This is a genomic window from Marinobacter iranensis (genome assembly GCF_029207565.1).
Lineage (GTDB): Bacteria > Pseudomonadota > Gammaproteobacteria > Pseudomonadales > Oleiphilaceae > Marinobacter > Marinobacter iranensis.
This window is the reverse complement of sequence record NZ_JANCMW010000010.1, coordinates 37,488-61,965: the sequence shown is the minus strand read 5'-3', so window position 1 is coordinate 61,965 and position 24,478 is coordinate 37,488. Positions and strand designations below refer to the sequence as shown.

Here is a 24,478-nt window from a genome sequence, read left to right as displayed (position 1 = left end):
AAACGCCCGTGAACCCATCCATGGGGGGCTTGGTCGCGCCATCCCTGGCGCTCCACATTTTTTGAACCCCCTCCACCACTGCCTCTGTCATCAATGTCGCCATGCCGTCCCCGATCTCCCGGGCCCAGCAGCCATGGTCAAAGCAGTTAGTCTTTTAACCAACGAATTGCAGTAGTCCAACCGCGGTCTGGGGGTGGTGTTTTATTTCCGCCAGGAAAAAGGTGTCTGAGCGCAGCGAGTTCTTTTTCCCAAGGAAATAAAACACCACCCCCAGGCCGCCAACCCCCAGCAACCAGTCCTAAAAAGCCACCACCCAAAGCCCAAAAAATCAAACGGGCGCCGAACAACTAGCCCCATACCGATAACAGGAAAAACACCGGTGATGCCGCAACATAATGCGCTCATCCATACTCTCAGCCAGCGTCCCCCCAAGGTCATACTGCGGATCGTCGTCCACCAACGTACAGGCATACACCCGCACCCGGTCTCCCCGCTTCACCAACATCCGCGTGTACGAACACATGAAGTGAGAACGGGCCTCCCTGGTAGGGTATTTCTCCATACAGGTTTCAGTAATCTCAGGACTACCGTCCTCAGAACCCGGCGTACCCAGATCCGGGAAGGCCGTAAAGGCCAGGTTTTCCGGAATGCTCCATTCACGGAATATGCCACGGAAAGCCGCTTCCACATCGGCCGGAATCTCATCCGGGTCGGTCTGGCGAGCGATGGATACCTTGAAGCCCTGGTGCACCAGCCAGCGGATGCCTTCCAGGGCCTTGTCGAAACTGCCTTCGCCCCGGTCCACGTCGTGGCGGGCGCGGTCCGGGAAGTCCAGGCTGACGCGGAAGTGGATCGGGTAGGGGTTGTCCAGCAACGGCAACACCTGGTGACGACGTTTCAGCAGAGGATCGGTGGCGTTGGTGAGCACGAAGCAGGGCCGGTGGTGGCTGGCGTAGTTCAGAATGTTCACGAAATCACGGATCACAAACGGCTCACCGCCGGTGAAGGAGAACTGCTCAACCCCCATCTCCAGCGCTTCGTGGATAAACGGTTTCACGTCGCTCAGTCTCATGCCGGGAATACGGCCATCGCCGGGGTGTGAACCTTCAAGGCAGAAAGGGCAGGCCAGGTTGCAGGCGGTGCCGGTGTGAATCCACAGCTCCTTGAGCTTGTCCGAGTCAATGTAGCCGCGCGGCTCGCCGTTGCGGGTGTGGGTCCAGCTGTCGCGGGTCCTGGGTTCCAGCACTTCCACGGCGGGAATACGTCTTTCGGCGGTTTCAGTCAGGGGCATAGCTGCTCCGTGTTAATACAGTGAATCTCTTTGTACAGACAAACCTGACGCACCGGCGTTACACCGCCGGTGCGCTTTCTTTGTTTTACGTTGTCGCTTCGTTTACGGCCTTGTCGTGGCGCTGTTTGCCACGGCTCCAGCCATGAAGCTTTTCAAGCAGGTTGAGAATACCCTGCGGCGCGTGTTCGCGTTTCCATTCGCCGGCAGCGTATTTGGCCGATTCGTTCCAGGTCGGGTAGGGATGAATGGTACCCAGAATCTTGTTCAGGCCCAGGCCGTGCTTCATAGCCAGGGTGAATTCCGCCAGGATTTCACCAGCGTGCATGCCTACCACCACAGCGCCCAGTATCTTGTCCTTGCCCGGCGGCGTGAGCACCTTGATGAAGCCATAGTCCTCGCTCTCGGCGATGGCGCGGTCCAGGTCGTCGAGGCCGTAACGGGTCACCTCATAGGCCACGCCCCTCTCTTTCGCTTCCGCCTCACTCAGGCCAACCCTGGCGACTTCCGGCGAGGTGAAGGTTACCCAGGGCATGACCCGGTAATCCACCCGGAAGCGTTTGAACTGGCCAAACAGGCCGTTCACTGCGGCATACCAGGCCTGGTGGGCGGCAGCATGGGTAAACTGGTAGGGGCCGGCCACATCGCCACAGGCGAACACGTTGGGAAAGCGCATGCTCATGTCTTCTTCCACCGGCACGGTGCCGTTGGGCAGGGTCTCCACTCCGATTTTGTCCAGCCCCAGGCCGGTGGTATTGGCGGCACGGCCAACAGCCACCAGAACCTGATCGAACGGGATCCTGACGCGTTCGCCGTTGTGCTCGCAGTACGCCACTTTCTCTCCGTCCTCGACGGCGAACTCTCTGGCAGCATGGCTCAGTCTCACGTCGATGCCGTCCTGTTCAAACTGCTTTCGGATTACCTCGGACACATCGCTGTCTTCCTTCGCCAGCAGCCGCTCACCCATTTCCACCTGGGTCACCTTGCTGCCAAGCCGCGCAAAGGCGTGGGTCAACTCGGAACCGATGGGGCCGCCGCCAAGCACCAGCAACCGTTCCGGCTGGGTGTCCAGCGACCACAGGTTGTCGGAGGTCAGCGGCTCCATTTCGGCCAGCCCCGGAATCGGCGGGACCGCCGGTTTTCCACCGGTGGCAACCACAATACTGCGGGCGGTCAGGCGCTCGGTGCGGCCATCGTTATGGACCACTTCCAGCTCCCAGGGGGATACGAAACTGGCGCTGCCGGAGATGCAGTCAACACCCAATTTACGATAGCGCTCAGGTGAATCGTGGGGCTCCACCTTGGCGATCACGTCTTGCACCCGGTTCATGATGTTCCGGAACGAGCCTTTCACCGGCACCGACTCCAGGCCGTAGCGACTGGCATGGCGCAGGGTGTCCGCAGCCTTGGCGCTGCGAATCAGTGCCTTGGACGGCACACAGCCGGTATTCAGGCAGTCACCGCCCATCTTGTCTTTCTCGATCAGCGCCACTTTGGCCTTCACCGCAGCGGCAATATAGGCCGATACCAGGCCCGCGGAGCCACCACCGATCACCAGCAGGTTGTAGTCGAACGACTCCGGTTTCTGCCAGCCGGCATACACCCGGCGCTTGCGAATGAAGCCAACAATAAACTTGGCAATCAGAGGAAACAGGCCCAGGAGCGCGAAAGACAGCAGCAATTCAGCGGAAACAATGTCGCCGGTGGACTCGATCTGTGAGAGCTGGGTTCCCGCGTTCACATAAACAAAGGTACCCGGCAACATTGCAGCCCAGCTCACCAGTGCGTAGGTTTTGAGCTTCATGGCCGTCAGGCCCATGGTCAGGTTGATCAGGAAGAAAGGGAACACCGGCACCAGCCGCAGGGTCGCCAGATAGAACGCGCCGTCCTTTTCGATGCCACGGTCCATTTTTGCGACGGTTTCCGCGTATTTTTCCCGCAGGGTGTCGCGCACCAGGAACCTTGCCACCAGGAAGGCGAGAGAGGCACCAATGGTCGACGCCACGGACACGGCCATCAAACCATACAGGTTGCCAAAGAAAGCGCCGCCAGCCAGGGTCATGATGGCGGCACCTGGAAGCGACAGCGCGGTGACAACCACATAGATGGCGGCAAAGCCAAGGACGGCCACCAGAAGGTTTCGGCTGATCCACTGCTCAATGGACGACTGATGCTTCTGCAGGTTTTCCAGGGTCAGTATCTCGTGGCCGCCGAAGCCGATAAACAGTACAACCAGGGCAGCGATGACCAGGAGCAGAATGAGCTTTTTGGAGTTCATGGCTAAATCCATTGGTTAAGAATAAAAGTGGGCTGCCCTGAAAGACACTGCGAGGCGCTGGATGTTACAGCGACCTCCGTCTAAACTTTTTGAACAGTTACTCATCAATGCCGGAACTAATGGCCTTACGAATGGACATACCATTGTCCAGCCGGTTCTGGATGTCCAATAACATCTTTATAACAACGCTCTAACGCAGGTGTACCCGGGGGTATACGGAATGGAAACCGCAACGCATCAGTCCGATGAAAGTATCCTGATTCAGGGCCTGAGGTCCGGAAGCGAAGCTGATTTTCAAAAGGCGGTGCGGCTCTATACGCCCGGCATGATGGCGGTGGCCAGGTACTACCTCGATAGTGCTTCCGCCGAGGAAACCGTACAGGATTGCTGGGTGACCGTCATAGACGCCATCCAGAAATTTGAAGGCCGGTCTGGCCTGAAAACCTGGCTGCACCGGATTGTGGCCAACCGGGCAAAGAATCATCTCAGGAAAAACAAACGGGAAGTCAGCGCTGACTTTTCCGAATCCCTGGATCCGGAACTGGCAAATCGCTTTGCCCCCAACGGCCGCTGGGCAACGCCACCGAGCCTTAGGTTCGAGGAGGATGCCGAGTCGCTCATGGAAAACGGAGCCCTGAGCGACTGTCTGGACCAACATCTTGCCCGGCTCCCGGAAACACAACGATCCGCCCTGATGCTTTACGAAGCCCACCAGCATAAATCCGACGATGTGTGTAACATTCTGGATGTCAGCGCCTCTAACCTTCGTGTACTTTTACACCGTGCAAGGCAAAAGATATTCCTTATGGTGGAAACCTTTCAGGAGACGGGCGAATGCTGATGTGTCGAGATCTGGCCAGGATTGCCAGTGACTACATTGATAACGAGTTGGGCACGGCACAGAAGCTGTCGGTAAAAATGCATCTTATGATGTGCAGGGACTGCCGCTCATTTATCGGTAACCTGCGCGCCAGCACCGACCTTATACAGGCCCACTCCTCCTACAAACCGGACCCTGAGCTGGTCCGCCGCATTGATGAACAGGTGGCTCAAGCCCTGAACGCGAAAAAGAACTGATGAGCCGGCAGCCACTTCCTGAAGAATCAATCGGCTTCAAATATCCGGGTTTCGGGATGGAAGGTATACCAGGCAAACCAGAAGGCCCTGGTAGCGGGGAGTAATTTACCCGATTCGTCCCTTAGCTCGGCGGAAGGTACGTCTGCGTCAAAATGAACGCTGACCTTCTTGCCTCCTATCTGGTCCTCCAGTATCCGGTCACCATGATTGGCAAGCTCCGGAAAAGGCCAGGCCTTGCTTTCGCCATTATGGGTCCAGCCCAGAACCCAGGTCTTCGGGTGATATTTCCGGCTGGTGCTGGACACCGGAAAATACAGCCGTTCGGAGTGGTCGTAGTCACCATAGGGTGACTGGCGGTAATTCCGGCGATGGCCGGTATCGGTGGAAAGCACTCGCCCGTTATCACCAACCCGCCCCCGCCACTTCCGCCACTGCTCATGGCGAATGGCAACCGGCTCCAGCTCGGTGCCAGCCAGGGGGCCGGAAATGGCGCGGCCCTCAATCTGTGACCAGAGCGATTCGGTCTGGTGATCGTACATCAGAAGGTCGCTGTTATAGAGCAGCCCGGAAACGCCAAAGGTTAAATGACGACCATCAACCATCGGGTCAAAGGCCATACCAGTGCCGCACAATGGGCAAAAGGTAATGAGCACGGGCTCCCCACCGGATTCATGATTGACGATCTCGTGCCAGTTCAGAATACCGATGGGAAACGCATACCGTTCCTGCCCCTGGTCGTAGGTCATGACCAGGTCATCGTCCCGCCAGGGCAACGCCCCATCCGCGGGCTCAAACTTCGGATTATCAATCGAAGGGATGCCGTCCCGGGGCGGCCCACCACTGTGGATGTCATCCACCGGTATCAACGCATTGCTTAAATCAAACCCATTTTTCTCCTGGGCCAGGCCCGGGCGAGCGGCCACCAGAAGTAACACAGACAGCATGAAAAAGACCCGGTTTTGCATCGTCATCAGTTTTCCTCCAGGAGACCTGCCGCCTGTAAACGCTGCTCAACCACGGGTATCGAAAAACCATGCACTCGATGACCATCAATCAATAACAGCGGCGTCCCCCGACCGCCAAGACGCTCAAACGTCGTTCTGGCTTGGGTAGAAGCCACTATGTCGAACTCAACATAGGGAATGTCATTGGTGTGGAAATAATCTTTCGCCGCCTCGCATCCGGGGCAGAACGGCTGTGAAAACAGCGCCACCGGTGGAACAGCCCGATCTGGTGGCTTCTCGTAAACCTCGGCTGCGCCGCAAACGGCCGGTAACATGGCCATCAGAAACGCGCCTAAGGCAACAGGTAACCTGATCTGCACTGAAAACATGGTTGCTACCCCTCTGGCCGGCCTGCAACAGCCTTGCTCTGGGGTTACTGACACCCAATGGCTACGAGTGTTACAGCGGTGGGTTCTGGAACCTTGTTTTTTCTGCCTCCCGATGCACCTCCTGTTCCGCGACACGGGATTGACGCAGCAGATGGAGATCCTTACTCACGCTGGTATAGGTGGATACCAGGTAGGGAACACAGTACGTCAGCAACACCTTGAGCCAGTCCATATCTGATTTCCCCGCGACGGCCTCCCACTGATTGATCAAGACAAGCAGGGTGCCAACCACCAGAGCCAGCTTGGCGGCACGAACCGGAGTACCGTGGCTGACCGCCAGCTCACAAGCTTCCTTGCAGTGGCGAAGGGGGTGTGCAAATCGGGAAAGTGACATGAATGCCTCACGGATGAAAAGATTGAACTATTGCAAATGGTCATCGCCCGCAACAGCATAGAAAGACAACCAAGCGTTGTAACAGTATCTCCGATTGTTTGTCTCTGCCATCGAAGGTACCCCAATAACAACCGGAACAAACGATGTTGCTAAACTGGCTATCGCGGCGGCTGGCCGCTTACCTCTCGAAACAGGTCACCCGGCATTCGGTGCGCACATCCACCTGGGAAGCCATGCAAGCCTCCATCAGGCCAGGCGACGTACTTCTGGTGGAGGGCAATACGAGAATCAGTACCGCCATCATGTATCTGACACAGTCCACCTGGTCCCATGCGGCCCTGTATCTGGGCCCGAATGCAGGCCTGAAAGCGGGTGATGATGACGAGCCGCATGTACTGGTCGAAGCGGATCTTGAGGAGGGTATTCGTTCGCTGCCGCTGTCGTTTTATCGGCACACCCACACCCGCATCTGCCGGCCAATCGGACTCAGTGATGAGGATATCGAAAAGCTGGTTGACTACTCGAAAAGTCGGCTCGGGCACCAGTACGATATGAAAAACGTCTGGGACCTGGCACGCTACCTCTGCCCGACACCGCCGGTGCCCACCCGCTATCGCCGATCAATGCTGGCGCTGGGTAGTGGCGATCCTACCCGGGCGATCTGTTCCACGTTTATTGCCCAAGGGTTCCAGGCCATCCGTTACCCGATACTGCCGGTAAGCCTGTCGGAATCAGAGGACGACCCGGATTGCGACGCCCAAAGGCGGGAGTATTTTCGGGTTCGCCATCATTCCCTGTTCGCGCCCCGGGATTTCGACGCCTCTCCCTATTTCGACATCATCAAACCCACTTTGGAACAGGGGTTTGACTACCGGGAGTTTGAGTGGGCGGAGTGAGCCGCCAACTCACCCATTATCGGAATCAGCCTTGTCCCGGAAACCATGCGGGCCGGGTTTACCCAATAAAAACCCCTGCAGTTCGTCGCAGCCGGCCAACGCCAGCCAGCCTGCCTGCGCTTCGGTTTCAACGCCTTCGGCAATGACCTCACAACCCAAGGCGTGAGCCATGGTAATGATGGTTTTGCACAAGGCCTCGTCCTGCTCGTTGTCAGGCAAGCCCGTCACGAAGGTGCGGTCGATCTTGATACGGGAAACAGGCAACGCTTTGAGATACGCCAACGATGAATAGCCAGTACCAAAATCGTCCACCGCCAGCGCCAGGTCCAATTCGCGAAATCGGCTCAGGGTAGCCATGGCGCGCTCGACATCGTCCATCAACGCGGTTTCGGTAATTTCCAGTTCCAGCTGGAGGGCCGTGACACCATAGCGCCGGAGCAAATCCGAAATCCGGTCGGCAAAGCCCTCGTCGTGCAGCTGCATGGCGGACACATTTACCGCAATACGCCCCATGAACCCCTGATCAACCCAGCGTTTCAGGGTGATAACCGCCTGCTCCAGGACCCAGTCACCGATTCTTACGATAAGCCCGGTTTCCTCAGCCAGCTGAATGAACTCCGCCGGCGATACCGCCCCAAGTACGGGATGATGCCAGCGAAGGAGGGCCTCATAGCCAGTGCACCGTCTCAGCCGATCAAACTGGGGCTGGTAATACAGTTGGAACTGCTGGTTCTGGATGGCCACTTTCAGGCTGCGAATCATTTCCTGGCGGTGGAGGACCTGCTCTCCGAATTCCGATGCAAAGAACTGCACCCGCTGGCTCGGTGACTTCTTCGCCCGATGCATCGCAATTTCCGCGTGACTGAGCAGGGTTCTGGCGTCCTGGCCGTCCAGCTGGGTGACGGCCACCCCCGCACTGACCTCGCATTCATAGCTTTTCCCGCCAACCTGAACCGGCCTTTCACAGGCTTCTATGATCGCGGATATCCGCGCTTCGATACTTTCTGCCGGGATTCGGCCAACCTCTCCCACCAGTAATCCGAATACGTCCCCGCCCAGGCGGGCAACATGGCCGTGGTCGATGCTGAAGCCGGCTATCCGCCGGGCAATTTCCTGCAACACCCGGTCGCCGGTTTCATGGCCAGCCAGGCCGTTCAGGGTCTGGAAGTCATTGACACCAAGAACCAGAACAGCTTCTTTGTCGGCATGACCCTGACCGAAGTGACGGTCCAGTTGCTCCTCGAACAGGCTCCGGTTTGCAAGCCCGGTCAACTGGTCGTACAGGGTGCGGATTTCCAGCTCCTGCTCGGTTCTCCGAAGGGTCTGGGTTCGCTGGTCCAGCAATTGGTCGAGCTCCCGGTTCAGCAACTTGAGTTTTGCAAGGTAGGAGGCATTCTGCTTCAGCATGCTATTGAAGACACCTTCCACCTCGCCGAATTCATCGCGGCGTCCGGTGGGCATGAGATACTTCAATGGATGCTCGGCGTCATCCCCGGCCCGGGAAATCCGCTCTCTAAGCCTCAACAACGGAGACAGCATCATACGGTCGACAACGAACATGGCAACGGCGGTCACAAACACCGCGATAAGCAGGGAAAGACCAAGGATCCGAAAGACAAACGCAACCAGTTCCGAGGGCACATCGCTGACATCCACCCGCCCCAGAACCTCATAATCCGACAGGGCCGGATCGGAACTCCAGGACAGGTCAATCATTCCCTGTGCCGTTCTTGATGCGTCTCGCAGCACTCCGTCAGCGGGATGCGGTGACTCGATGGTTTCGCCGGCCTCATACCTGGTACCGTCCCGTTGCAGCGAAACCCCGACCAGCGGGCTGCTGGCAATCAGGGCTTCAAGCGCGGCAGGGTTTATTTCCCGGCTTCGGGTATGTTTGAGGAAGGTGATGAGCGCCTGACTGGCAACATCCACCCGCACACTCAACAGGTCTTCCTCGTAATTGCGGTAGGACGGGATAAGAATCGCCACTTCAATGGCGAGGATGGCGACAAAAGCGGCCATCGTCAGATTACGGCACAATCGGCAGTCGGAGAGCTGTCTTGCCCACTCGTGGAAAGAGCGCCTTGAAAGCGGTTGATTCTCCGCGGCCATGTCTTCGCTGATCATTTCCGCTTCTAGCCCAACGACCGGTTTCATACTTCCCTCGCCATTTCGCTGCCCTTTCCAGAGAGACACCCGGCACGGAGGTAAATTACAAAAAAGGGTGGGGTTTTTGGCCCCACCCAGGATCGACAGCAGACTCACCGATGCAAAGCGACGTTATTGCTTGTCGATAAACTTTTTCTGTTCCACCCGGGAGTACTCGGTCAACGCAGCCAGCTCTTCAGAGCCCCAACCAAGAGGCTCGGCGGCCATCGGTGCCACCATGCAGATCTGAACCATTTCATCCAGGTGCACCATGTCCATGCCGAAATCACGTTGGCCCATGGCCACTGTGTGAGGATACTCATTCTTGAAGGTAGCGTTGTAGCCCGCGCCGTTTGCATGGCACGTGGCACACGAGAGGCCATTTGAAGACAAGCTGGTATCGTTGAACAGTTTCTCCCCCTGGGCCCTCAGATCGGCCACATTGCCCTGATAGGGTGTGTAGCCCTCAGGCCGGCGAACCGCTTTCTTGAGACTGGCGGATACTCCTTCCCCCTCAGCCTCGCCTTCAGCTTCCCCCTCGGCCTCTCCTTCTGCTTCACCTTCAGCCTTGCCCTCGGCTTCACCTTCCCCTTTGGCGGAACCTTCCGCTTCACCTTTTGCCTCTCCTTCCGCTTCACCCTTGGCTTCGCCTTCCGCCTCGCCTTGTGCGGCCTCGGCGGAAGGGATCAGCCCGAGAGGAGAACCTGAGCCAGCGTTGAAGCCGGCAACTGCCACCACTGTCATCATGGGAACAGACACCATGAGATTTCGGGACAACTTGCGTAAGAGTTCTTTTCGGTTCTTGTCTGTGGACATATTAGCCACCTCCGGTCGTGTTTTTCGTTATTCAGGGTGCGGGCCTCTCAAGCAGGCCTTTGAAGCACGGACACCCCGGCCGCGCTTTGCTTTTGTTACGATCAGGCGCTTATCGCCAAGCCCGACGTCTGCCTTTGCAGGTACCGCAGGGTCGAGGGATGGACTCCAAACTCGGCATCGACCTCCACTCCAGCCTGCTCGGCCAGCATGCCGATAATGGCCATGTGGTGAATGGTGTGGCTGGCCAGGAAAACCAGTTCACGTTCCACACTGGTTGTTACCACCTGCCGTTGGCCATCGCTGTTGTGCAGCATGGCAAGTTCGCTGGCATACTCCGCCCCAAATCGGTCACGCAATTCCCGCAGGATGTCCGACAGACGGCTCCCTCCGGCCCGCCGATCCGTCTCCAGCGACAGATCCCTGTTCCTGTTCTCATAGTCGAGCAATGCTCCGGGAGAGGCCGTTGCTGACAACAGGGCGCTGTAGTGATCGATGATGTGACGGACATGCTTACCAATCACGTGTTGCTTCCTGTGACCAAAGCATTGCCGGTAGAGGTTCCCGGGCAAGGCTTCCAGCAGGCCGACAAGTTGCCCTATGGCCCGGGCATTTTCTTCAACAATGTCGTTCGCGACCTGGCGTTCGTCTGAAACTGGCTGTGTCATGGTATTGATCCGTTCTCTATTGGTCCGTTAAGTGCTGAAAGCGACCGTGTGGACACAAGCGTTACCCGTGCCCACACCGATCTGTTGCTCAGCCCTCGACTTCTCCTTCGGCCTCGCCTTCTCCTTCAGCCTCACCTTCTGCTTCGCCTTCTGCTTCTCCTTCAGCCTCACCTTCGGCTTTACCTTCCGCTTCGCCTTTACCCTTGGCTTCGCCCTCGGCTTCCGCCTCTCCGGCGGCAAGCATCAGGTAACCCGGTTCGGCTGTGACTTCAGCGGCCGAGACGTTGAACGCCGAGGCACCCATAACGACTGCAAACACGGGGCCGGTGTACGCCATCCCTCGGGCAAGCTTACCGAGCAATCTCTGTTTCTGTGCTTCTCTGGACATAATGTGTCCTCCTTGGTTTTAACGTGACGGCCAGGTTTCTTAACCGGCCTCCCTATACCCGGAGCAAAGAACTCAAGCGTTCAAAGACTCCCGGATTCCTTTTGCGGTGCTTTCTCGAAACACCGCCCGGACAGTGCCGCAGCGGCAGCCTCCAGATTGTTCATATCCACCAGGTAGCGGTCGCGGCCTTCCAGCCAGCCCGCCAGCCTGGTGAAGCCATCGGTATCCAGCGGCCGCCCGTCTTCGCCGCAACAGCTGGAAATCAAATGCCTGAGGGTCTCGTTCACAGCCATGGCCTGCACGCCGCTTTTGTTCTGGAGCGGATTTTCCGTAGGAACAAGCACCGCGGGTACCCGGCCGAGGTTGCCCGTCAGGCCTGCCCGCGCAGGCACAAACAGGCCCTCCCGGGCGGTGTCCTGCAGGGGTAACCCCAGCCCTGCCACGCGGTACTCATCCGCCGCCTGCAGCAGTGCCCCACGGTCGTACTCGACGCGCCATTGAGCAGCTAGAGCAAGTGTCAGCGCGTCACGCAGGGACGGCTCGGTATGGCTGACCATGAACATCGGGGAATCCTGATCGGAACCGGCGAGCAGACCGGCATCAATGGCAATGTCATCGTGTCCGGCGGCATGGGTTGCCAGGCAACTGGCAAGCGCCGGGGCGACAGCCGAAAGCGGTAACCGGGAACGGATCACCTGGCCATCGAGAATCAGCGTAAAGCCCGGCGTATCCCGGACCACTTCGAGCCTGGGAAGCGAGTCCATTCCGGACTCGTCAGCAACCGCCATGGGTTCAAGCAGGTTCTCAATCCGACTGACCAGCGGTGCGCTGTCGGTGAAAAACCGTGCACGAAAGCGACCACAGGACAGCACCATTGATATCGTGGCGGACGCTTCCGAAGACGACGCCCGGCTTGATTCCGGAGCAGCCCGCTCAGCCGTTTCCCCCTCGGACTGGACCAGGAAACGGTTATTGATCCAATCCGCCAGCGTATTCCAGACATCATTGCGGATAGTCCAGGCATCGGGCGCCGTCGGGGTACTCTTCAGTGCGGCATCCACCAGTGCCGCCGCAATGTCGTCCGGCCCTGCGCCTTCGGTGGCCATCAACCAGATCAGGGAGGCGGTCTCGTTCAGGCTACTCAGGTGGCCAAGACGGGTGTCATAGAGGTAAACCAGGTCTTCGCTGAAGGTCTCCTCGGCCACCCACCGTTCGAAGCGGGGCTGTTTCAGGGGGCGGTCCGACAGGGCCTGGGCGACCACCCAGTCAGACAGTCTCGGCAGGGCCATGAAGGGCAGGTAAGCCGATGGATCCTTCCCCGGTATCAGATTCCTGAAGCCGCCGCTGCTGGCCGTTTCGGCCTGGGTTTCCCGGACCAACCGTTCCACCATGGAGCCGTCGGCCTCGTTACCGACAGGACGGTTGAGGCCAAGCATTTCAACCATGTCCGCAACCAGCGCTCCCTTGATGCCTTCCTCAATGTCGCCACCACTGTCGGGGCCGGCACAGACTTCCAGGGAGGGGCTGAGGTTACATTCCAGGATCCAGGGCTTCAGGCTCTCATCGATCAGACAGTCGATACCCATGAGTTCGTAGCAGCCGCGAGTGTCGGCGCCGACGACCCGGGAACGCTCGCGCATGGGTTCAAGGGCTGCCAGGCAGGTCAGGGCAACCATGTCTTCAATTCTGGCAAACAGCGCCTCATCGTCATGCCCCTGTTCGCGAAGCCAGACCCGGTAGCGGTCGAAATCCACGAACTCCACCGGTATCTCGGCGTCAAGGTTCAGGGCATTGACGTCAGGATTGGTCAGGTAGCTGTAGGGGTTATTGGCGTTATCCTCGTCATAGGGTGCCGAAGCCAGCTTGGCAAACCCCTGGTGATAGAGATACACGCGGAACGGTGAAACCGAAGACACCAGCACATAAAGACGCAGGACGTATTTCCGGCCGTGCATGGTGTGGGGATTCTCAAGATATTCCTGAACCATCCAGGAGGAATCCATGGGCACATCGGCTGGATCATCAACCAGGCGAATGCCCTTGCCACGGGCGGCGTTCTTGGGTTTGAGAATCCAGCGCTTGCCAGGATTCTCCAGCGCCGCTTCCTGGAAATCGTGGTAATCCTCGGGCATGGAGAAAATCCGGGGCACGAATGCCAGGCGATCTGTGAGATGCCCGCTGCCTTTGTCCTGCCGTTGCACCCTTTCCCGCAGCTCCATCAGGCTGCGGTACAGCCGACTTTTGACGGTGAGCGCCGCGTTGCCGGGTATGTGATTGATTTTCCGGCCCGGCCCAACCTGGCTGAAATACTCGGGGTCCGGCATGCCGGTGTACCAGCAGGCGTCCCACTGTTCGGGGCCATCCGCCTTTTGCCACAGGGATTTATCAAGGTGTTGCTCAAAAAACCGGTCCTGTTCGTAAGACCGGTTTCCACCCATCCAGTAGTGTCGAGTCATCTTGTCGCGCTCTCCGTTCCGGTTATCCACTGCCCAATCGTTCCTGGGGCATTGATTATTGGCGTTTCACGGATACCGACACATGAGAAGTGCAACTGTTACAGCGCAAGAGACATTATCTGGTCAGTTTTTTCCGGGGCAGCGTGATCTTTGTGACAGGCCCTGTAACAATGAGCTGGCGGGTCTGTCCCTGAGACATCATTTCCGGCGATAAACGGGAACACTGAATGACACTGAGAATCGCCATCGTGCTTGTGGTCGCCGCTGCCCTGGCGGGCGCCTGGTGGCTGCTGCAGATATTGGGAATACCCTCGGACCTCTCACCGGACATCCTTGCAAAATGGCTGCAAAGCCAGGGCGCTGCCGGGCCTCTGCTGCTGATACTGTTGATGATCGTTGCGGTTGTGGTGGGCCCGATCCCCACTCTGCCTGTAAGTGCCACCGCGGGGCTCGCTTTCGGGATCCTCGCGGGAACGGCCATTGCGGCAACCGGTGCCATGATCGGTGCCATGGCGGCGTTCTGGATTGCCAGGTGCCTGGGGCGCGAGGCGATCTACCGCAAGTTTCCCGACAACCCGGTCCTCGCCCGGAATGGCTCCCAGCGCTTTCTCACTATCGCCATCCTGCTGACCCGGCTGATCCCCATTTTCTCTTTTGCCCTCATCAGTTACGCCGCCGGCGTCACCGCGATACATGCCTGGCGCTTTGCCGTGGCGACTTTCGCCGGCATGCTGCCAATGACACTGGTGTTTGCAGGGCTGGGGAACACCTTCAAACTGAATCCGGTGCTTGCGGTGATCGCGGGCCTGGCGATACTGGCCGTCATGGTATGGCTGCCCTGGTCAATCAGCCGGCACCCGGACTCCCGGCTGGCCCGCTGGCTGCACCTCCACTAATAACGACAGGGACTTCCCATTCGCCGGCCTGACAAGGCAGGTCCCGTGTGACCAGTTTCGGCTGTGGTCTTTTCAGCTGCCGGGGCCAGGACCGGCCCTGGGTTGTCGGGGAAGCAATAAAAAAGGGTGGAGACAAGTCCACCCAAGGGGTCAGTGACCCGACCAACAATGCAGCGGTCACACAGAGTCAATGCAGTAGTTAAGATAAGTTGGTTCGAACACGCCGGATGCCAGCCATTTGCCCGTGTGGGCGGACTTCAGCTCTTTGTCCGATGAGGAATGACGGTAGTTCACATAGCCCGGTTCATAGATGCCTGATTGCACCACCGAACCTGTTCGCAGGAGATTGAACGGCTCGCCAGCATGGGCCGGGGGATAGTCATAATTCAGGTAACCGGGCTCAGCGCCCGCCACCAGGGCGAGAGCGGAACCGGACCAGAGCAGGGAAAACACAACCAGTAACGCAGCTTTCATAACATGCCTCCAACGGCAGCGCCGTTTTGTGTCTCACGGAGTACTGACGCGTGAGGCGGCAAAGTGTTACAAGACCAGCCCATTTCGGGATGAATGAACCGCTACAATGTTTGATGGCTAGTATCCCGTCTGGTTAACCGAACACCAACCCAGATCCCCGCCAGCATGCCGGCAAGGGCGGAGAGGCTGGCCGGGGACAGCGCGGGCAGGGCCAGCAACAGCTGGAAATCATTGCCCCCCAGCGCGAGCGCCGATCCGATTCCCATCAAGAGCCCACTGCTGAGGTGTTTTCCGGTTTCGCCGGCGGCGGGCAACACCCACCGGAAGCGCCCGAAACGCCAGGCGCCTGCCGTCATACCCAGCAACATGGCAACCAGAATCAGTGCTCGGGAAAACGAGGGGGGTGACGAGATGCCGGTCATCAGGTTCAGCCCCGCGTCCCGCACAAAATCGCTGGGCGACCAGGCCGGCTCATACAGGAAGAGGGCGCCGGCAAAAATACCGACCAGCATGATGCCGCTCCACAGTCGCCAGCGATTGCGGAACTTCCAGTAAACCAGTATCGAAGCCAGCACCAAGGCGCCCACGGCAAACCAGGGCAGCAGCCCGAGCTGGTAGGTCGTTCTGCGCAGGTCCGGCTCCACGTCTGCCACGATCAGCAACACCCATCCAGCCAACCAGCCCAGCATGGTCAACACCATGCGCAGGTCTCCACTGGAAAGACGCGTCGCCGTGGAAATCGAACAGGCACCATTGATGGCCGCCCCAACCCCGAACACAAATCCGCCCAGGGGGATAGACCAGTGAAAGGGGTAGACCGCCAGAAAGAAATAGTCGTGATACTCGATCAGGGGGGTGAAGAGGTAAATCCAGAATCCAGCCATGAGAATGGCCGTCAGGCGCAAACGCCGCCCCTGGAGCCAGTCGTGGACGCCACGAACCATACAAAGGCCCGTTACCTGGGCGGTGTAGCCAATCACTGCGGCAATGGTCAATGCGATCACAACTGCAAACATGGGAACCCTGCGTCCTTAGCCTGAAGGTCAGGACACGCGAACAGGGTAAATGTTACCCAGGGGCTCGCGAATCAGTATGCTTTTCTATTTCAATTGTAATACGAATTATTATCAGTATCATGTGCGCAAAATTATAGCGGATGCTGGAGAACCCGATGTCGAAATCCGAATATTCAAAGCCGCTGAGTCGGCACCCACTGTCTGTTGCCATAGCCCTGCTCCCCGTGTCACTTCTGGCGATTGGTACGACGTCTGTCCTCGCACAGGGGCAGGATGACGCGCCGACCCAATTGCCCGGCCTTCAGGTCACCGCTGACTGGCTGGGGCCGCCCACCGAAGAGTCCGAAAAGACCTACACCGGAGCTCGAACCGTGGTTGAGGAGGAAGACCTCCAGGATCGCGGTGCGCTTAATCTGGAGGACGCGCTGCGCCGGGTTCCCGGCCTTCAGGTACTGGATGAAACCGGCACCGGGGTTCTTCCCAACATCGGCGTGCGTGGCCTGAACCCGCTGCGCAGCGAGCGGCTGCAAATGCTGGTGGATGGTTACCCGATTGCCATCGGGCCATACAGCAACGTTGGCGTCTCCCTCTTCCCGGTCACCCTGCCGAGCCTGGAAGCCGTGGATATTGTCCGCGGTGGTGCCTCCGTTCACTACGGCCCCAACAACGTGGGCGGTGTTGTTAATTTCGTGACCAAACCGATTCCAGCGGAAACCTCCCAAACCCTTCGTGAGCGGGTCACTATCGCGGAGGAAACCGGTAACGTCTTCACCGACACCTACTATCGTGTCGGCGGCCGGGCTACCGACAAGCTCGACCTGCAGCTCCAGGCCAACGTCCAGCGCGGTGACGGGTTTCGCGATCACTCCGATACCGAAGTGGACAACCTGATCCTGGACGCCCGCTACTACCTGAACGACCGGCACGAACTGGCCTCGCAGCTGCAATATTACCGTGTGGATGCCGAACTTCCCGGCGCCCTGACCCCTGACGCCTACGAGCAGGACCGCACCCAGAGCCAGCGCCCCCACGACAAATACGAAGCGGACATGACCCGCGCCACCTTTACCTGGACCTACACGCCGGCCGACAACGTGGAATTCCAGTGGCGCAATTTCGTGCACGATGCCGACCGCACCTTCTTCTTCGGCCAGGACCTCATCAGTGGCGGCCATTGGGCGGATCCGGGGGCGGACTCCACCCATGTGGCGGATTCACCGCGTTTGTTCACCGTCTACGGCACTGAGCCACGAATCGCCATCAACTACGGCCGTCACGACATTATGCTGGGTGCCCGCTTTGTCAGCGAGGATGTGGAGTTCGACGTCAATCGCCTGGAATTTGCCTCCGGTACCCGTTCCGTGGCCCGCGACTGGCACCTGGACACTCGGGCCAAGGCGTTTTACGTCAGTGACACCATGTCCTTCCTGGACAACCGCCTGACGGTGATGCCGGGCCTGCGCTACGAAGACGTCGATATGGAATTCCGCGACAACCTCAATGGCAACAGCGAGGAAAATCATGCGGAGAAGTTGTTGCCAGGCCTGACGGTGGGCTATCAGGCTTCCAATGACCTGTTTGTCTTTGCCAACAGCCAGCGCTCACTTGTGCCGGTCCAGATCGCCCAGACCACCCGCGAGGGCACCGTCGCCAATGAAACGGCCTGGAACTACGAGCTTGGCGCACGCCTGCAGGTCACACCCGCCCTACAGTCTTCCGCAACCCTGTTCCGCATCGATTATGAGGATCAGATTCAGTTTAACCGCACGACCAGCCGTTTCGAGAACCTGGGCGAAACCCGGCACCAGGGTGTCGAGCTTTCGAACCGTTGGGACGTGAATAGCCAGTGGGAACTGGGCCTGGGCTATACCTACCTTGACACCGAGCAACGGACCGGTGACAACGAAAGCAATGAGCTGCCCAACGCGCCGACCCATAAAGTCAGCGCCGATGCGGTGTACAGCTACCAGGCGTGGGATGCCAGCCTTAACTGGGTGTACGTCAGCTCCAGCTTCAGCGATGCGGACAATACGGAAGAGGAAACCAGTAATGGCAGCGCCGGCGAGCTGCCGGACTACCACCTGGTCACAGCCAGGGTCGGCCGCGATTTCCCGGTTGGCGGTGATCGTGTGCTGAACCTGGGCCTGGCCGTCAACAACCTGCTGGACGAGGATTATTACTTCCGGGGCGTGGACGTCAGCCCGGTTGGTCGTGTGCCCCAGCCCGGCCGCAGCTTTATCCTTGAGGCACAGCTCGACTTCTGATGGCCTGTTTACGGAACCGGATCGCAAGGATCCTGCTCGTTGTCCTGCTATCACCAGCTTCGGGATTGGCTGGTGACAGTGGCATCCGGCTGACGGATGACCGCGGGGAGACCCTGCGGTTGTCCGAACCGGCAACCCGCCCCGCTGCGATATCAACCTTCGGCGCCGATGTCGCACTGGCGTTGGATACCGCACCGGTTGCGGTTACCGACTATGGACTCCAGGGGGTGCCGGATTACCTGGCGTCGCGGTTAGCCGGTGTTCCGGGCCTCGGCCCGCGACATCAGCCAAACCTGGAAGTACTGTCGTCGGTCCAGCCGGACCTGGTCATCGCCATTCGCCGTTATACCGAGAAAGACGGTGACCAGATCGAAGCCATTGCCCCGCTGCTGGCCCTGGACCTGATCACGGTTGAGGACAGCTTGCGGGGCGTGGAATCCGTTGGGCAGGCGTTGGGGACACCGGCAAAAGCCACGGAACTCAACGTCCGCTTTATGGACCGCCTGCAAGCGCTCGCCAAGGGCAATACAGGGAAGGACACCGAGACGGTGGCGCTCCTGACCAGCGGCAGTGAAACCCCCTTTGTCTATTACGACCATTTTCTGCCGACGGCGCTGCTGGAACGCCTGGGCTTTGATAATGTCGGGGGGGCGCCGCCCAATCCCGACAGTGGCATCCCGCTGGGCTACAGGATCAGCCTTGAAGCACTGCTGGAGCTTAACCCGGACACCATTCTGCTGTTGCCCACCAGCCGTCAGCGCGCATTCACGATGAACCCGATCTGGCCTTACCTCAAGGCAGTGCGCAATAACGACGTCCATGAGGTTCCGCAGTACTGGAAAGAAGGCGCGGGCCCCATCGCCAGGGAGCGGATCCTTGACGACATCCAGCGGCTGTTGCTGACCACAACGCCGACAGACGCCGACAAATGATGGGTGACGGATCCGCCACTCGCCCATTCACCCTTTACGGAGCAACCGGGTTGCTCCTGGCACTGCTGTTTTTCGTTGGCTTGATGGCCGGATCCCGCTGGGTGTCCCCGACAATGTTACTGGCTGTCCTGAACGGCAACAGTGATCTGCTGACACGCATCAGTGTCCTGGAGCTGCGTTTACCACGCAATCTGCTCGGCCTTCTCGGCGGTGCGGCCCTCGGGGCTGCCGGTGCGGTCATGCAGGGCGTCACCCGCAACCCCCTGGCATCCCCCGGTCTGACAGGCGTGATCGCATCCGCCGCCCTGGCGGTGGTTTCGCTTCGCACCCTGAGCACACCCGGCGCCCTCTGGCTTCCGCTGATGGGCCTTGCCGGTGGCCTGTTGGGCGGTGCGCTCACCTTTGCCATCGCCGGTCGGCGACAACTTCAGCCCGAACGCGTGGTGCTCGCCGGAATAGCGGTCACCTCGCTGGCCACCGCACTGACCACGGGCCTGCTGCTGGTTTCCGGGGCAGAGGCGGCGGAGCTCTACTATTGGCTGGCTGGCAGCCTGATGGGGCGGGGGTGGCTGCAGCTCCAAATGGTGCTGCCATGGCTGCTGATTCCACTCGGCGCCCTGTTTGTCATGCAGCGGCCATTCCGCCTGCTGCAACTTGATGATGACCTGGCGCTGGCCATGGGGCTGGCCGTCGGGCGGTGGCGCCTGATTTTTCTGCTGCTGTCCCTGCTGCTGGCCGCCTCCCTGGTTGCCTTCACCGGCCCCATCGTCTTTATTGGCCTGGTGGCACCGCACATCGCCCGGAGGATGATCGGCAACCAGATCCAGCACTGGCTGCCCCTGAGCGCCCTGTTTGGAGGGCTGTTGCTGCTGGCAGCCGATATCCTGGCACGACAGCTGGCCTTCCCCCAGGAGTTGCCCGTGGGTATGCTGACGGCCCTTGTCGGGGCACCCTGGCTGATCTATCTGCTCAACTCCCGAACTTCACCCCGGAGCGCATAAGGTGACCCATCCGGCAACAACACCTCCGCGATCGGGCCGCCGCTGGAGCCACCTGCCAGGCACCGGTCCTGTCGCCAGATTGCTGCTGACTGGCGGGCTTTGCCTGGTTCTGGTCGCCGTGGCCGGCGTCCAGTTGGGGGCGGTGGACCTGACATGGTCCCAGGTATGGGCCGGACTGACCGGTGACAGTTCCGAACACGTGCAGCGAGTGGTGTTCGAACTGAGGCTACCCCGCACGCTGACCGGTGCCCTGATCGGTATTCACTTTGCCCTGTCAGGGTGGCTGTTGCAGCTGCTGAGCCGCAACCCGTTGGCAGAGGCCGGCATTCTCGGCATCTCCGCGGGCGCCAGCCTGGTTGCCGTTATCGCCTTTATCATCGGGGACTGGATGGTTTCCAGCGCCGACCCTTACAACAATACCTCGTTTGCGCTTCAGTACCTGCCCCTGTTTGCCATGGTGGGAGGGCTTGTGACGGCCCTGGCGGTGTACTTCCTTGGCATGCGCCACGGCAACCTGTCGCCGGTCAAGATGACCCTGACCGGCGCGGTGATTGCCGGCATGCTGCACGCACTGACCACGGGCGCCCTGGCATTCTGGGGCCATGCCCACACCGAGCTGGTTGCCCAATGGCTGGCCGGCTCATTGTATGGTGCCCAATGGCAACATCTCCGTACGCTGTTGCCCTGGACACTCATTGGACTGGTCGGGGTAGCGTTACTCATACGCCCACTGGATGTGATGCAACTCGACGACCAACACGCACGCACCCTGGGCCTGGGCCTGAACCGCTGGCGCGCCTTCGCCCTGCTGATTGCCACCCTGCTGGCTGCCAGTGCCGTCGGGGTTGTAGGGCCCGTGGGCTTCGTTGGCCTGCTGATCCCCCACATCAGCCGCCGACTGGCAGGCGCCAACCTTCCGGTCCAGTTGGTGTTATGTGTATTGTTGGGGGCGGTACTGGCCGTGCTGGCGGATTTGCTCGGCCGAACACTGTTTACACCTTACGAAGTGCCCGTGGGTGTGGTTTCCGCCATCCTTGGCGTACCGTTTTTTCTTTACCTGTTATCGCGTCAACCCTGAGGTCGGGATCCGCCATGTTACGAACGGAGCAGCTCTCACTTGCCTACGGCGACAAGCCCGTTGTGGATAACATCTCGCTGGCCATTCCCGAAGGCGGGATCACCTGCCTGCTGGGCCCCAATGGTTCCGGTAAGAGTACGTTGCTGAAAAGCTTCGCGGGCCTGCTGCCCGCCCGGGCGGGGAAGGTCTACCTGGACAACCGGCCGGTGGAACAATGGGACCGGCGCCGGCTGGCCCTCAGGCTCGCCATGCTGCCCCAGAAACCGATAGTGCCCGACGGCATCAAGGTTCGGGACCTGGTCGCGCTGGGTCGCTTCCCACACCGTAAATGGTGGCAGAGGAATCTCACCACCGACGACAACGCCACCCTCAATGCCATGGCAATGACGGGCGTTTCCGACCTTGCGGAACGACCGGTTGAGTCCCTCTCCGGAGGGCAGCAGCAGCGGGTATGGATCGCCATGGCCCTGGCCCAGGAAACCGACATTCTTCTGCTGGATGAACCCACCACGTTTCTGGACTGGGGCTACCAGCTGGAAGTGCTGGAATTGTTGTCCACGCTGAATCGCGAGCACGGCTTGACGGTGGTGATGTCACTACACGATCTCAACCAGGCCGCGCAATTTGCTGACCGGATTGCCGTCCTGGCCGACGGCCAGCTCGATACCATCGGCAGCCCCGGAGAAGTCATTACCGAAACCCTGATCAACCGGGTGTTTCGAGTGCATGCAACCGTTAACCTGGGACGGGACGGTCGCCCGTTTTGTTCCGGGTTTGCCGAATCCGCCAAGGACAACCCGCCAGCGAATGACCATGACCGGGTCCACGTGACGGTTCAGAGCGAAATAAGCTAGTCCGGCTGCCACTTCTCGACCCGGTTGTCGGCAAAGTTCACGCTCCAGACAGTACCATCACTCTCGATGGCGACAGCCATTCCGGTATGGCCGGGGTTATCCGGCTCGCTGCCGAAGGCGGTCAGATAATCCCCTTCCGCCGTGAACTTCTGGATGCGGTCGTTATAAAAGTCGGCCACAAAGACATTACCTTCAGGGCCGATGGCAATTGACGTCGCGGTGGTGAACCAGCCTTTGAACGGCCCGTAGATGCCCAGGGCAAACGGCCCACCCCACTTGTGCAGGAAATCACCCCCCGTATCAAACACCTGGACACGATTTCCATAACCATCCGCCACATAGAGAGTTCCGTCACCGGCAAGCGCCACGTCGGTGGGGTAGGTGAATTCGCCGGCACCCTTTCCCGTCTTCCCGGTGGTTCCCCACTGCCTGACGAAGGAACCATCTCGCCGCAAGTGCTGCACGCGCTGATTATAGAAGTCGGTGACGAGCAGGTCGCCATTGTCGGCAACGGCCACACCTCCAGGGGCATTGAACTGGCCGGGCCCGTCTCCGGGGCCGCCGATGATCTCAAGGGGCTCGCCAGCCAGGCTGAACACCTGAATCCGGTCGTTCATGTATTCGGGTACGTAGAGCTTTTCGTCGTGGATGGTCAGATTCATCGGTCGCCCCAGCTCGCCAGGGCCGTCGCCGGCGGTACCGAATGCCCGCTTGAACCGCCCTTGGTGATCAAAGACCTGGATTCGCCCGTTACGTGCATCGGATACGAAGACTTCGGTTTCCGTTACGGCAATGCCGGTGGGGTCATTGAACTGCCCCGGACCGCTGCCTTTTTCACCCCAGGCAAGAACCAGCGAGTAAGGCGGCTCCTGGTTCCAGTTGATGGCTCCGCCCGCACAGCCAAGCAGGGTGAGTGCGATCACGAGCCCGAGCGTACTGTAGGCCAACCATTTACCAACGTTTCTCATGATGCCCTCAAACCCTAGAAATTGCGGCGAAAGCCGACGCGCACAATGTAATCGTCCTGAATGGCATCACCATTGGAGTCTTCGGCCACAGGCAGTTGTAACGTGCCCTCGACGACCCAACGCCGTGTTATATATTGCAAACCCGGCGCCAGCAGCCACTGGGTGCCACCGGAATTGGCATCGGCACCACCGCCAATCTCGTTACGCTCGCGGTGAACGAGATTGGATTCGAGCAGAGCGTAGGTAAAGCCTGGTGTGCCGGAGACGCCTTCAAGGCTACGCGGCCAGATCCGGTATTGAAGCGAGGCGTCGAAGCGCGTCTCGTCGCCCTGCGCGAAGCCGTCGTGACGCCCGTTTTCACGATAAAGCAGCTGCGCGTCCATTTGATACTGCAGTGTCTGATAGGAGGTTATCACGCCACCGAACCCCTCCCAGGCGCCATCACCGACCTGCAGCGGGCGTGGCAGTTCCCCAAAGCGATCACTGTCGTTATCGTCACCGGTGGGCGCAGTGAGGCCAAACACCGGTGCTATGCGAAAGGTACTGCCGGTGAAATCCTTCTTGTAGAGCGTGTAGCGACCAAACAGCGAAATGTCGCCAAAGCCGTTGGTACCACGCTCCACCCGGCCCGTGGGTGTGGTAACGTCCAGCTCTTTATTGAAAAAGTAGGGGACCACGCCAAACACGGCGAACTTCGAAGTGACGCCATAACCCAGAACGCTGCCCAGGGCCTGTACCGAAACGTCGCGATCCATAGGCCCCTTGTCCGAGCGTTCACGCAGCACAAGCTGCTCACGCCAGAGGTATTGCCCTTCGGCCACCGGCAGGGCGGTGTTGAAGGTGTTGGGGGCGGCTTGTACTGCAGACACACCGGTCAGTAACAGGGTGCCGACCAGCACGGGTACGCCAAGGTTGTTATTTCGCATCGCTACTTCCTGCCTCGTCTCCGGCCTCTGCGTAGGATCGCAGCGTGAAGCCAGCCTCATCGACTGCCTGACGGGCCCGCTCCTCGGTGAGTGTCTTACCCTCTTGCAGGGTTACGCGTACCAGGCTTTCACCGACGTCGACCTGCACATCAGTGACACCGTCAACCTTGTGCAGACGTTTTTCGATGCCGTAGGCACAAAAGGGGCAAGCCAGGCCGTCCACGCCCAGCACGTATTGATTATCGGCGGCCAGCACGGCCATGCTGAACATCAGAGCCGATAGCATCAGGATAAATTTTCCAGTCATGGCAATGGCCTCATCAGAGTATGATC

24 protein-coding genes are annotated in these 24,478 nt (G+C 59.4%); 9 read left to right on the top strand and 15 right to left on the bottom strand.

The annotated features are described in order from the left end of the window. Positions 1-328: 328 nt before the first annotated feature. Together NLU14_RS15175 and NLU14_RS15170 are read right to left on the bottom strand one after the other, a co-directional pair. The gene (locus tag NLU14_RS15175) at positions 329-1,291 is read right to left on the bottom strand and encodes a radical SAM protein (protein WP_275707984.1); all 963 of its coding nucleotides are present in this window, start codon (positions 1,289-1,291) and stop codon (positions 329-331) included. Positions 1,292-1,376: 85 nt separating this feature from the next. Next, a complete protein-coding gene (locus NLU14_RS15170; protein ID WP_275707981.1) occupies positions 1,377-3,566 on the bottom strand; it encodes an FAD-dependent oxidoreductase in 2,190 nt (729 codons plus the stop codon). A 220-nt stretch (positions 3,567-3,786) separates the two neighbouring features. On the opposite strand from NLU14_RS15170, the gene NLU14_RS15165 reads away from it, so the two are divergent. Continuing rightward, positions 3,787-4,407: an RNA polymerase sigma factor gene (locus NLU14_RS15165; protein ID WP_275707978.1), complete on the top strand. Its 621-nt coding sequence runs from the start codon at positions 3,787-3,789 to the stop codon at positions 4,405-4,407. Next, complete coding sequence (locus NLU14_RS15160) at positions 4,401-4,643, top strand: zf-HC2 domain-containing protein (protein WP_275707976.1); 243 nt, start codon at positions 4,401-4,403, stop codon at positions 4,641-4,643. The genes NLU14_RS15165 and NLU14_RS15160 overlap by 7 nt, the downstream gene beginning before the upstream one ends. A 26-nt stretch (positions 4,644-4,669) precedes the next feature. On the opposite strand, the gene NLU14_RS15155 is transcribed toward NLU14_RS15160, so the two are convergent. From NLU14_RS15155 to nrtS, 3 genes are all read right to left on the bottom strand, one after another. Continuing rightward, positions 4,670-5,614, bottom strand: coding sequence for a DUF3179 domain-containing protein (locus tag NLU14_RS15155; protein ID WP_275707974.1), 945 nt, complete (start codon positions 5,612-5,614; stop codon positions 4,670-4,672). After that, a complete protein-coding gene (locus NLU14_RS15150; protein ID WP_275707972.1) occupies positions 5,614-5,976 on the bottom strand; it encodes a glutaredoxin domain-containing protein in 363 nt (120 codons plus the stop codon). Before NLU14_RS15150 ends, NLU14_RS15155 begins: the two co-directional genes overlap by 1 nt. 70 nt (positions 5,977-6,046) lie before the next feature. Then, complete coding sequence (nrtS, locus tag NLU14_RS15145; RefSeq protein WP_275707970.1) at positions 6,047-6,370, bottom strand: nitrate/nitrite transporter NrtS; 324 nt, start codon at positions 6,368-6,370, stop codon at positions 6,047-6,049. A gap of 143 nt (positions 6,371-6,513) precedes the next feature. Between nrtS and NLU14_RS15140 the strand changes: the two genes are divergently transcribed. Beyond that, complete coding sequence (locus tag NLU14_RS15140; protein ID WP_275707968.1) at positions 6,514-7,266, top strand: YiiX/YebB-like N1pC/P60 family cysteine hydrolase; 753 nt, start codon at positions 6,514-6,516, stop codon at positions 7,264-7,266. 9 nt (positions 7,267-7,275) lie between these two features. Here the strand turns inward: NLU14_RS15140 and NLU14_RS15135 are convergent, their stop codons facing one another. The 5 genes from NLU14_RS15135 to NLU14_RS15115 form a co-directional block, all read right to left on the bottom strand. Beyond that, entirely contained in the window at positions 7,276-9,420 is a 2,145-nt protein-coding gene (locus NLU14_RS15135) for a putative bifunctional diguanylate cyclase/phosphodiesterase (RefSeq protein ID WP_275707966.1), read from the bottom strand. Between the two features lie 123 nt (positions 9,421-9,543). After that, positions 9,544-10,227: a cytochrome c peroxidase gene (locus NLU14_RS15130; RefSeq protein WP_275707963.1), complete on the bottom strand. Its 684-nt coding sequence runs from the start codon at positions 10,225-10,227 to the stop codon at positions 9,544-9,546. Between the two features lie 101 nt (positions 10,228-10,328). After that, positions 10,329-10,892 (bottom strand): DinB family protein, encoded by a 564-nt coding sequence (locus NLU14_RS15125; protein WP_275707961.1) that lies wholly within the window; start codon positions 10,890-10,892, stop codon positions 10,329-10,331. 88 nt (positions 10,893-10,980) lie between these two features. After that, entirely contained in the window at positions 10,981-11,280 is a 300-nt protein-coding gene (locus NLU14_RS15120; protein ID WP_275707958.1) for a hypothetical protein, read from the bottom strand. An 80-nt stretch (positions 11,281-11,360) separates the two neighbouring features. Further along, positions 11,361-13,766 carry an amylase gene (locus NLU14_RS15115; RefSeq protein ID WP_275707955.1) on the bottom strand — a complete coding sequence of 802 codons (2,406 nt, stop codon included), beginning with the start codon at positions 13,764-13,766 and terminating at the stop codon, positions 11,361-11,363. A 197-nt stretch (positions 13,767-13,963) separates the two neighbouring features. Here NLU14_RS15115 and NLU14_RS15110 point away from each other — a divergent pair, with 197 nt between their 5' ends. Further along, entirely contained in the window at positions 13,964-14,632 is a 669-nt protein-coding gene (locus NLU14_RS15110; RefSeq protein WP_275707953.1) for a TVP38/TMEM64 family protein, read from the top strand. A gap of 177 nt (positions 14,633-14,809) precedes the next feature. On the opposite strand, the gene NLU14_RS15105 is transcribed toward NLU14_RS15110, so the two are convergent. Together NLU14_RS15105 and NLU14_RS15100 are read right to left on the bottom strand one after the other, a co-directional pair. Then, entirely contained in the window at positions 14,810-15,106 is a 297-nt protein-coding gene (locus tag NLU14_RS15105; RefSeq protein ID WP_275707951.1) for a hypothetical protein, read from the bottom strand. Positions 15,107-15,207: 101 nt separating this feature from the next. Then, positions 15,208-16,122 (bottom strand): YeeE/YedE thiosulfate transporter family protein, encoded by a 915-nt coding sequence (locus NLU14_RS15100; protein WP_275707950.1) that lies wholly within the window; start codon positions 16,120-16,122, stop codon positions 15,208-15,210. Positions 16,123-16,277: 155 nt separating this feature from the next. On the opposite strand from NLU14_RS15100, the gene NLU14_RS15095 reads away from it, so the two are divergent. The 5 genes from NLU14_RS15095 to NLU14_RS15075 all read left to right on the top strand — a co-directional run bounded on the left by NLU14_RS15095 (position 16,278) and on the right by NLU14_RS15075 (position 22,251). Then, positions 16,278-18,386: a TonB-dependent receptor family protein gene (locus NLU14_RS15095; RefSeq protein WP_275707948.1), complete on the top strand. Its 2,109-nt coding sequence runs from the start codon at positions 16,278-16,280 to the stop codon at positions 18,384-18,386. A 119-nt stretch (positions 18,387-18,505) separates the two neighbouring features. After that, positions 18,506-19,318 (top strand): ABC transporter substrate-binding protein, encoded by an 813-nt coding sequence (locus NLU14_RS15090; RefSeq protein WP_275707946.1) that lies wholly within the window; start codon positions 18,506-18,508, stop codon positions 19,316-19,318. Next, positions 19,315-20,319 (top strand): FecCD family ABC transporter permease, encoded by a 1,005-nt coding sequence (locus NLU14_RS15085; RefSeq protein ID WP_275707943.1) that lies wholly within the window; start codon positions 19,315-19,317, stop codon positions 20,317-20,319. The genes NLU14_RS15090 and NLU14_RS15085 overlap by 4 nt, the downstream gene beginning before the upstream one ends. A 1-nt stretch (position 20,320) precedes the next feature. Beyond that, the gene (locus NLU14_RS15080; RefSeq protein ID WP_275707940.1) at positions 20,321-21,397 is read left to right on the top strand and encodes a FecCD family ABC transporter permease; all 1,077 of its coding nucleotides are present in this window, start codon (positions 20,321-20,323) and stop codon (positions 21,395-21,397) included. 14 nt (positions 21,398-21,411) lie between these two features. Next, on the top strand, positions 21,412-22,251 hold the full coding sequence (locus NLU14_RS15075) for an ABC transporter ATP-binding protein (protein ID WP_275707938.1): 840 nt from the start codon (positions 21,412-21,414) through the stop codon (positions 22,249-22,251). On the opposite strand, the gene NLU14_RS15070 is transcribed toward NLU14_RS15075, so the two are convergent. The 3 genes from NLU14_RS15070 to NLU14_RS15060 are packed head-to-tail and all read right to left on the bottom strand — an operon-like array spanning position 22,248 to position 24,452. Beyond that, positions 22,248-23,219 (bottom strand): NHL repeat-containing protein, encoded by a 972-nt coding sequence (locus tag NLU14_RS15070; RefSeq protein WP_275707936.1) that lies wholly within the window; start codon positions 23,217-23,219, stop codon positions 22,248-22,250. The two genes, NLU14_RS15075 and NLU14_RS15070, sit on opposite strands and share 4 nt — an antisense overlap. Before the next feature lie 14 nt (positions 23,220-23,233). Then, the gene (locus NLU14_RS15065; RefSeq protein ID WP_275707935.1) at positions 23,234-24,145 is read right to left on the bottom strand and encodes a transporter; all 912 of its coding nucleotides are present in this window, start codon (positions 24,143-24,145) and stop codon (positions 23,234-23,236) included. Then, a complete protein-coding gene (locus NLU14_RS15060; protein WP_275707932.1) occupies positions 24,135-24,452 on the bottom strand; it encodes a heavy-metal-associated domain-containing protein in 318 nt (105 codons plus the stop codon). Before NLU14_RS15060 ends, NLU14_RS15065 begins: the two co-directional genes overlap by 11 nt. Between the last annotated feature and the right edge of the window lie 26 nt (positions 24,453-24,478).

Excerpts from the sequence above, each read along its gene's own strand:
- NLU14_RS15175 (WP_275707984.1), bottom strand. The coding sequence starts at position 1,291 with ATGCCCCTGACTGAAACCGCCGAAAGACGTATTCCCGCCGTGGAAGTG.
- NLU14_RS15170 (WP_275707981.1), bottom strand. The coding sequence starts at position 3,566 with ATGAACTCCAAAAAGCTCATTCTGCTCCTGGTCATCGCTGCCCTGGTT.
- NLU14_RS15165 (WP_275707978.1), top strand. The coding sequence starts at position 3,787 with ATGGAAACCGCAACGCATCAGTCCGATGAAAGTATCCTGATTCAGGGC.
- NLU14_RS15160 (WP_275707976.1), top strand. The coding sequence starts at position 4,401 with ATGCTGATGTGTCGAGATCTGGCCAGGATTGCCAGTGACTACATTGAT.
- NLU14_RS15155 (WP_275707974.1), bottom strand. The coding sequence starts at position 5,614 with ATGACGATGCAAAACCGGGTCTTTTTCATGCTGTCTGTGTTACTTCTG.
- NLU14_RS15150 (WP_275707972.1), bottom strand. The coding sequence starts at position 5,976 with ATGTTTTCAGTGCAGATCAGGTTACCTGTTGCCTTAGGCGCGTTTCTG.
- nrtS (WP_275707970.1), bottom strand. The coding sequence starts at position 6,370 with ATGTCACTTTCCCGATTTGCACACCCCCTTCGCCACTGCAAGGAAGCT.
- NLU14_RS15140 (WP_275707968.1), top strand. The coding sequence starts at position 6,514 with ATGTTGCTAAACTGGCTATCGCGGCGGCTGGCCGCTTACCTCTCGAAA.
- NLU14_RS15135 (WP_275707966.1), bottom strand. The coding sequence starts at position 9,420 with ATGAAACCGGTCGTTGGGCTAGAAGCGGAAATGATCAGCGAAGACATG.
- NLU14_RS15130 (WP_275707963.1), bottom strand. The coding sequence starts at position 10,227 with ATGTCCACAGACAAGAACCGAAAAGAACTCTTACGCAAGTTGTCCCGA.
- NLU14_RS15125 (WP_275707961.1), bottom strand. The coding sequence starts at position 10,892 with ATGACACAGCCAGTTTCAGACGAACGCCAGGTCGCGAACGACATTGTT.
- NLU14_RS15120 (WP_275707958.1), bottom strand. The coding sequence starts at position 11,280 with ATGTCCAGAGAAGCACAGAAACAGAGATTGCTCGGTAAGCTTGCCCGA.
- NLU14_RS15110 (WP_275707953.1), top strand. The coding sequence starts at position 13,964 with ATGACACTGAGAATCGCCATCGTGCTTGTGGTCGCCGCTGCCCTGGCG.
- NLU14_RS15105 (WP_275707951.1), bottom strand. The coding sequence starts at position 15,106 with ATGAAAGCTGCGTTACTGGTTGTGTTTTCCCTGCTCTGGTCCGGTTCC.
- NLU14_RS15100 (WP_275707950.1), bottom strand. The coding sequence starts at position 16,122 with ATGTTTGCAGTTGTGATCGCATTGACCATTGCCGCAGTGATTGGCTAC.
- NLU14_RS15095 (WP_275707948.1), top strand. The coding sequence starts at position 16,278 with ATGTCGAAATCCGAATATTCAAAGCCGCTGAGTCGGCACCCACTGTCT.
- NLU14_RS15085 (WP_275707943.1), top strand. The coding sequence starts at position 19,315 with ATGATGGGTGACGGATCCGCCACTCGCCCATTCACCCTTTACGGAGCA.
- NLU14_RS15075 (WP_275707938.1), top strand. The coding sequence starts at position 21,412 with ATGTTACGAACGGAGCAGCTCTCACTTGCCTACGGCGACAAGCCCGTT.
- NLU14_RS15070 (WP_275707936.1), bottom strand. The coding sequence starts at position 23,219 with ATGAGAAACGTTGGTAAATGGTTGGCCTACAGTACGCTCGGGCTCGTG.
- NLU14_RS15065 (WP_275707935.1), bottom strand. The coding sequence starts at position 24,145 with ATGCGAAATAACAACCTTGGCGTACCCGTGCTGGTCGGCACCCTGTTA.
- NLU14_RS15060 (WP_275707932.1), bottom strand. The coding sequence starts at position 24,452 with ATGACTGGAAAATTTATCCTGATGCTATCGGCTCTGATGTTCAGCATG.